Genomic DNA, 7321 nt, shown 5'->3' on the forward strand with positions numbered 1-7321 from the left:
CTCCACCGGCGCGATCATCGGTTATGACCAGCCGGGCCGGGTAGGGGCCGGGAAAGACAGGTAACAGCCGGAACTCGGAGTGACCAGGGATCATGAGCGTTCAATATGCAGCGCCTGGTACCAGGGAGTCCGTTACGCCGCAGCAGGAGGGCGCGCCCCGCGACGATCACGTGATCGTGCTGTTCGGCGGCACCGGAGACCTCGCCAGACGCAAGTTGCTACCCGGGCTGTTCAGCCTGGCGAAGGCCGGTCTGCTGCCGGCCAGGTATCGGATCGTCGGCTCGGCCCGGTCCGCGCACACCGACGACCAGTTCCGCCAGCTCGCCAGGGACGCCGTGGCCGAGTTCGGGCTGGCGGAGCCGACCGGCGCGGCGTGGCACGAGTTCGCCGAATCGCTGTCCTTCGGCGCGGCCGCGCCCGATGACCCGCAGCCGCTGCTCGACGCGGTGGCGGCGGCCGAACGGTCGATCGGAGGGCACCCCCGCCGGCTGTTTCACCTGGCCGTGCCGCCGCAGGGCTTCACACCCACCATCGGCATGCTCGACGGCACCGGGCTGGCCGGCGGCAACGCGCGCGTGATCATCGAGAAGCCCTTCGGCACGGACCTGGCGTCCGCCCGCGCGCTCGACGACACCATCCACGCCACCTTCGACGAGTCCCAGGTCTTCCGCATCGACCACTTCCTGGGCAAGGAGTCGGTCGACAACATCCTCGCCCTGCGCTTCGCCAACGGACTGTTCGAACCGATCTGGAACCGCGACCACATCAGCCACGTCCAGATCGACGTGCCCGAGACGATCGGGATCGAGGGCCGCGCCGGGTTCTTCGAGCAGACCGGCACCTTCCGCGACATGATCGTCACCCACCTGCTCCAGGTGCTGGGCTTCGTGGCGATGGAGCCACCGACCGCCCTGGCCGCCAAGCAGCTGCGCGACGAGACCACCAAGGTCTTCGGGGCCATGCCGCCCCTGGATCCCGCCCGCGTGGTCCGCGGCCAGTACCGCGGCTACCGCGACGAGCCCGGCGTAGACCCCGGCTCGCAAACCGAGACCTTCATCGCCGCATGCGTCGAGGTGGACAACTGGCGCTGGTCGGGAGTGCCGTTCTTCCTGCGCTCCGGCAAGTCGCTCGGGCAGAAGCGGCAGCTCGTCACCGTCGGGCTCAAACGACCGGCGCTGCGGATGTTCGCACTCGATCCGGACACGAACGTCACGCCCACCAACAAGCTGGTGATCGACTTCGACGATCCCGGCTGGATCGCGGCCCGCTTCCTGGCCAAGGAGCCCGGCGCCACCATGCGGCTGGGCGAGGCCAGCATGACCTTCCGGTACGCCGACTCGTTCTGCAACCGGCACGCACTGGCCGGCTACGAACGGCTCCTCCTCGACGCGATGCTGGGCAACCAGTCGCTGTTCACCCGCGCCGACGGCATCGAACGGCTCTGGGAGCTGTCCGCCCCGCTGCTGGACGATCCACCGCCCGTGCAGCCGTACGACCCCGGATCGTGGGGCCCGGACTCCATCCACCAGCTCATCTCGCCGCACCACTGGTACCTGCCAGACGGCTCATGACAGACACCACCGCCCGTCCGCCTAATGCTCGCCGACGGGTCCAGCGGTGCGCGCGGCGGGTCACCACCGGCAACGACGAGGAGGGCCTCGCCAACGCGGTCCAGCGGTATGTACTCTCCCCCGCGGCTGAGCCGGATCAGCCCCGCTTCTCCGCGTGGCCGCCGAACTCGCTGCGCATCGCGGACAGCACCTTGTCGGCGAACTCGCCGAGCCCTCGCGACTCGAACCGGTCCATCAGTGCCGTACTGATCACCGGGGCCGGCACGCTCTCGTCGATCGCCGCCTGCACGGTCCAACGGCCCTCGCCGGAGTCCGAGACACGCCCGGTGAAGTCGTCCAGCTGGGGCGAGCGGGCCAGCGCGTCGGCGGTGAGATCGACCAGCCACGACCCGACGACGGAACCGCGCCGCCACACCTCGGCGACCTCGGCGACGTCGATGTCGTACTGGTATGCCTCCGGGTCACGCAGCGGCGCGGTCTCGGCGTCGACGATGCGGGTGCTCTTGCCCGCGTTGGCGTGCCGGATGATCGAAAGTCCCTCGCCGATGGCGGCCATCATCCCGTACTCGACGCCGTTGTGGACCATCTTCACGAAGTGGCCGGCGCCGTTGGGCCCGCAGTGCAGGTACCCCTCGGGGGCGGTCCCGTCACGGGTCCGGCTCGGCGTGAGCTCCGCGCTGCCGCGGCCCGGGGCGATGGTCCGGAAGATCGGGTCGAGCCGCCTGACCGGCGCCTCCTCACCGCCGATCATGAGGCAGTAGCCGCGTTCCAGGCCCCACACCCCGCCCGACGTACCGCAGTCCAGATAGTGGATCCGGTGCGGGGCGAGCTGCCGGGCGCGGGCGATGTCGTCGTGGTAGTACGAGTTCCCGCCGTCGATCACGACGTCGTCCGGGTCGAGCAGCGTGACGAGCTCGTCGAGTGTTGGCTGCACGGCCGCGGCCGGCACCATCAGCCAGACCGCGCGCGGCCGGTCGAGTTTGGCCACCAGGTCCGCGAGCGAGGTCGCGCCGATCATTCCCTCGCCGGCGAGCTGCTGCACGGTTCGCTCGGTGCGGGCGTACCCGACGCACCGGTGGCCGTCCCGGATGAGCCGGCGGGCCAGGTTCGCGCCCATCCTGCCCAGCCCGACCATGCCGATCTGCATTGGCTTCTGCGTCGTCATGATGATTCTCCCCTCAGGCAGCGCCTCAGCTCTTCAGGCTGCGGCGGTACCGGCGGATCAGCGCGTCGGTGGACGAGTCGTGGCCGAGCTCGGGTTCGACGTCGCTGGTCAGTTCGGGAACGATCCGCACGGCGAGTGCCTTGCCGAGCTCGACCCCCACTGGTCGAAGGAGCCGTCCACCAAGCAGGTGTGATGCGCGAGTCGCCGCGGCCGGCGGGTCCTGCACGTCAGGCGACCGCGGCGCGTTGTGTGGAGATCCTTTCCACGAGGTCGTTCCAGGCGGCGACGAACGTCTTCGCTCCGTCGGACTGCAGTTTCGCGGCGAGGGCGTCCGCGTCGACGCCGGCGTCGCGGAACCGGGCCAGCATCTCGTCGCAGCCGTCGCCGTCCGCGGGCATCGGCTCGCCTATCTCACCGTGGTCGTAGAACGCCTCGAGCGTGGCGTCGGGCATGGTGTTGATCGTGAACGGCGCGGCGAGCCCGTGGACGTAGAGCGTGTCGGAGGCCGCGGGATCCTTGGTCCTCGTGCTGGCCCACAGCAGCCGCTGGATCCGCCCGCCGGAGTTCTGCACGCGTTGCACCCGGTCGGAGTCCATGAGCCGCCGATAGGTCCGGTAGGTGGCGAGGCCGACGGCGAGCCCGAGCTCGTCCTTCAACTCCTCCGGCACGCGGGTGGCGACCGCGACATCCCAGCGGGACATGAAGACGGAGGCGACCGACCCCACGGCGGGATCGAGCTGGCGCTCGAGCCGGCGCTCGACGCCGGCCAGGTACGCGTCCGCGGCGGCCTCGTACTGCTCCGGCGAGAACAGCAGGGTGACGTTCACGGGCACCCCGGACGCGACGCACTCGGTGATCGCCGGCCGGCCCTCGGCCGTTCCGGGGATCTTGATCAGCAGGTTGGGTCGCGCGGCCCGCGCGTGCAGCGCCTTGGCCGCCGCGATCGTCCCCGCCGTGTCGAATGCGAGCAGCGGCGACACCTCCAGCGACACCCACCCGTCCACGCCGTCGGTGCGCTCGTGCACCGGCAGGAACTCGTCCGCCGCCCGCCGCAGGTCCTCGATCGCCAGGTCGTAGAACAGCTCCTCGTCGGAGCAGCCGGTCGCGGACTTCTCCCGGATCGCGGCGTCGTAGTAGCCGGACTCGATCGCCTTGTCGAAGATCGACGGATTGGACGTGAGCCCGGTGATCGAGTACTTGTCGATGTAGTGCTGGATCTGGCCGGAGTCGAGCATGGCCCGGGTGATGTTGTCGAGCCAGAGGCTCTGCCCGTGCTCGTGCAGGGTCTGGGTTGCCTTCACGTCCCCTCCTTGCCGGCTCCGGGTGGGCCGCCGCGACGGTCAGGTGTTCGCGGCCATTTGCTCCCGGGCGACCTGCGTTACCCGTTCGGGCGTGAACCCGAATTTGGTCAGCAGCTGTTTGAGCGGCGCCGAGGCGCCGAAGGTGTGCATGCCGACGATCGCGCCGGCGTCCCCGACGTACCGTTCCCAGCCGAGCGTGGACGCCTGCTCGATCGCGACCCGGGCGCGGATCGCCGGGGGCAGTACCTCGTCGCGGTACTGGCGTGGCTGCCGGTCGAACAGCTCCCAGCACGGCATGCTCACCACCCGGGCGCCGATCCCGTCGGCGGCGAGCTCGTCGCGGGCCGCGAGCGCCAGCGCCACCTCCGAGCCGGTCGCCAGCAGGATCACGTCCGGCTCGCCGGACGGCGGGTCGGCCAGCACGTACGCCCCCTTCGCGACCCCGGCCGCGGCGGCCAGCCGGGTGCGGTCGAGGGTGGGCACCGCCTGCCGGGTGAGCACGAGCGCCGCCGGTTCGCGTCGCAGTCCGGCGAGGACCCGCCAGGATTCGACCACCTCGTTGGCGTCGGCCGGGCGGAACACCAGCAGCCCCGGCGTGGCCCGCAGCGAGGCGAGCTGCTCGACGGGCTGATGGGTCGGTCCGTCCTCGCCGACCCCGATCGAGTCATGGCTGAAGATGTGCACCGTCGGGATCTCCATCAACGCCGACAGCCGGATCGCCGCACGGGCGTAGTCGGAGAAGATCAGGAAGGTCGACCAGTACGGGCGGAGCTTGGAAAGCGCCATCCCGTTGGCGATCGCCGCCCCGGCGTGCTCGCGGATGCCGAAGTGGAAGTTGCGCCCGTCCTGGCCGGCCTGGAAGTCGCCGGCGCCGGGGAACGTGAGGCGGGTCTCGGTGGACGGAGCGAGGTCGGCCGATCCTCCCAACAGCCACGGCACCGCCTGCGCCAGCGCGTTGAGCACCTGACCGGAGGACGCGCGGGTGGCGACACCCTTCGCGTCGGCCGGGAAGGTCGGCAGCGCGTCCTGCCAGCCGTCCGGAAGTTCCCGTCGCTGCATCCGCTCGATCTCGTCGGCCAGCTCCGGGTACCGCGCCCGGTACTCGGCGAAGCTCGACCGCCAGGCCGTGCGCGCCGCCCCGCCGCGGGCGCCGATGCCCCGCGCGAACCACTCGGACACCTGGTCCGGGATGTAGAAGTCGACGTCCTCGGGCATGCCGAAGAACCGCTTGGTCTCCCGGACGGCCTGCGCGCCGAGCGGCTTGCCGTGCGCCTGCGCGGTGTCCTCGACCGGGGAGCCGTACCCGATGTGGCTGTGCACCACGATCAGCGTCGGCCGCTCGTGTTCGGTCTGGAAGTTGTGCAGCGCCCGCTCCACCGAGTCGAGGTCGTTGGCGTCCGCGACGGTCGTCACGTTCCAGCCGTACGCCAGGAAACGCTCGGCCACGTCCTCGGTGAACGCGAGGTCGGTGGAGCCCTCGATCGTCACCCGGTTCGAGTCGTAGATCCAGCACAGGTTGGCCAACCGCAGGTGACCGGCGAGCGAGGCCGCCTCCGACGAGATGCCTTCCATCAGGTCGCCGTCGCCGGTGATCGAGTACACGTCGAAGTCGAACAGCGTGAAGCCGTCCCGGTTGTACCGTGACGCCAGCCACCGGCCGGCGATGGCCATCCCCACCGAGTTCGCGTCCCCCTGGCCGAGCGGTCCGGTGGTGGCCTCGACCCCGCTCGTCCACCGGTACTCGGGGTGGCCGGGAGCGCGCGAGTCGAGCTGCCGGAACGTCTTGAGGTCCTCGAGGGTGACCGAGGGACGGCCGAGCACTTCGTAGTCCGGGTCGACCGCCCGCACCCCGGTCAGGTGCAGCAGCGACCACAGCAGCGCCGAGGCGTGGCCCTCGGACAGCACGAACCGGTCCCGGTTCGGCCAGATCGGATCGGCCGGGTCGAACCGCAGGAACCGCTGCCACAGCGTGTACGCCACCGGCGCGATTCCCATCGGCGTGCCCGGATGTCCTGACTCGGCCCGCTGGATCGCGTCCATGCACAGACCGCGGATGGTGTTGACGGAAAGGGTGTCCAGATCAATGGCCGTGGTAGTCAACATGACCTCCGTGGATCGTGGATCTTGGTTAGATCTTTGCGCCACGGTCGGCGCATCGGCGCCCAAGCCGTACGGTACAAACCAATATCCACAGGGTGCCGGCAGACTCACCCGGACCGAGCGATTGCCCCGTTTTCCGTGCCGCGCGCTGCCGGGTAGCCCCAGAGCATTGCTGCATCGGGTGCATCAGCCACGCCGGCGTGCCCACCAGCACCTGCCCACGTAGCAGCTGGGCCCTGGGCGCGGAAGGGTTCAGGCGGTTGGCTCGGCGTTGCCGGTCGGGCTCACGCCCGCGGCGAATCGCACGAGGTCGGCGTCGGAGATCGTGTACGGCGAGGGCACCTGCACCACCAGCGACTCGCCGCGGTCCTCCAGCAGGACCACCAGCGTCACGCCGGCCGCGGTGCGGGTCGCCCGGGCGCGGTGCGGGCCGACGCGGAGGGTCGCACCGTCCAGCGAGCGGGCGGCGGTCAGCGTGCAGCTGATCGTGCCGGATGGGCCACGGAACGCCACCGCGGACTTCGACACCGTGGACAGCGGCATCCCGACCGGCGCCAGTTCGAGCCGGAACGGCATCGGCACCGGCACGGCGGCCGGGCGCAGCGCGTCGGCGAAGGCGACCAGTTCGTCCGTCGTGAAGGTGTCGTCCGTATCGACCCGCACCCACTGGGTCGACGACTCCCGCCAGTACAACGTCAGCTGCGCGGCCGGTCTGACGGCGACGGTCCGCAGCGTCGCGGGCCGGTTGCGGGTCCGCGTGGTCGTTTCGCGCGCCGCCCCGGTGAACACGGGTTGCTCGGCGGTGACGCTGATGGTGACGTCCGCGCCGTTGCGGGGGTCCTTCGCCTCGAAGAACGCGGTCAGCCGGCCGTTGTCGAGCGTGACGACCGGCGCGGCCAGCCCACCGGTCGGTGCCACGCCGGGCTCGAACGGGAACGCCGGCAGCGTGTAGGCCGGCGGCCCGAGTGTGATCGGCGAACCGGCGGCGGACCCGGCCGATGGCGTCGACGGCGGCGCCGACGGTGGCGGGGCGGACGACCCGCTGCCGGTCTGGCCGTTGCCGGCCGCCGGGGAGCCGGACGCCGCAACGGCGCCGCCGGTCGTGCTCACGCCGCTGCCGGCGGGGCGCTCGTCCGGCCCGTGCGGCAGCACCAGGGCGCCGGCGATCAGCGCCGCGAGCGCGG

Annotated in this window: 5 protein-coding genes and 1 pseudogene; 1 reads left to right on the top strand and 5 read right to left on the bottom strand. The window is 71.1% G+C overall.

Going from position 1 to position 7321, the window contains the following annotated elements; all coding sequences use genetic code 11:
* Window positions 1–92: 92 nt before the first annotated feature.
* On the top strand, window positions 93–1571 hold the full coding sequence (zwf, locus tag ABD352_RS26435) for a glucose-6-phosphate dehydrogenase (protein ID WP_344615180.1): 1479 nt from the start codon (window positions 93–95) through the stop codon (window positions 1569–1571).
* Window positions 1572–1707: 136 nt separating this feature from the next.
* Here the strand turns inward: zwf and gnd are convergent, their stop codons facing one another.
* The 5 genes and pseudogenes from gnd to ABD352_RS26460 all read right to left on the bottom strand — a co-directional run.
* The gene (gene gnd / locus ABD352_RS26440; protein ID WP_344615181.1) at window positions 1708–2736 is read right to left on the bottom strand and encodes a phosphogluconate dehydrogenase (NAD(+)-dependent, decarboxylating); all 1029 of its coding nucleotides are present in this window, start codon (window positions 2734–2736) and stop codon (window positions 1708–1710) included.
* 25 nt (window positions 2737–2761) lie between these two features.
* The gene (locus ABD352_RS26445) at window positions 2762–2896 is read right to left on the bottom strand and encodes a hypothetical protein (RefSeq protein WP_344615182.1); all 135 of its coding nucleotides are present in this window, start codon (window positions 2894–2896) and stop codon (window positions 2762–2764) included.
* Between the two features lie 67 nt (window positions 2897–2963).
* Window positions 2964–4037, bottom strand: a complete 1074-nt coding sequence (gene tal / locus ABD352_RS26450) for a transaldolase (RefSeq protein ID WP_344615183.1) — start codon at window positions 4035–4037, stop codon at window positions 2964–2966.
* A gap of 39 nt (window positions 4038–4076) precedes the next feature.
* Entirely contained in the window at window positions 4077–6140 is a 2064-nt protein-coding gene (gene tkt / locus ABD352_RS26455; RefSeq protein WP_344615184.1) for a transketolase, read from the bottom strand.
* 249 nt (window positions 6141–6389) lie between these two features.
* A pseudogene (locus ABD352_RS26460) lies at window positions 6390–7321 on the bottom strand (hypothetical protein); the annotation flags it as partial.

Source organism: Dactylosporangium salmoneum (genome assembly GCF_039532525.1).
In the GTDB taxonomy this organism is placed as follows: Bacteria; Actinomycetota; Actinomycetes; order Mycobacteriales; family Micromonosporaceae; genus Dactylosporangium; species Dactylosporangium salmoneum.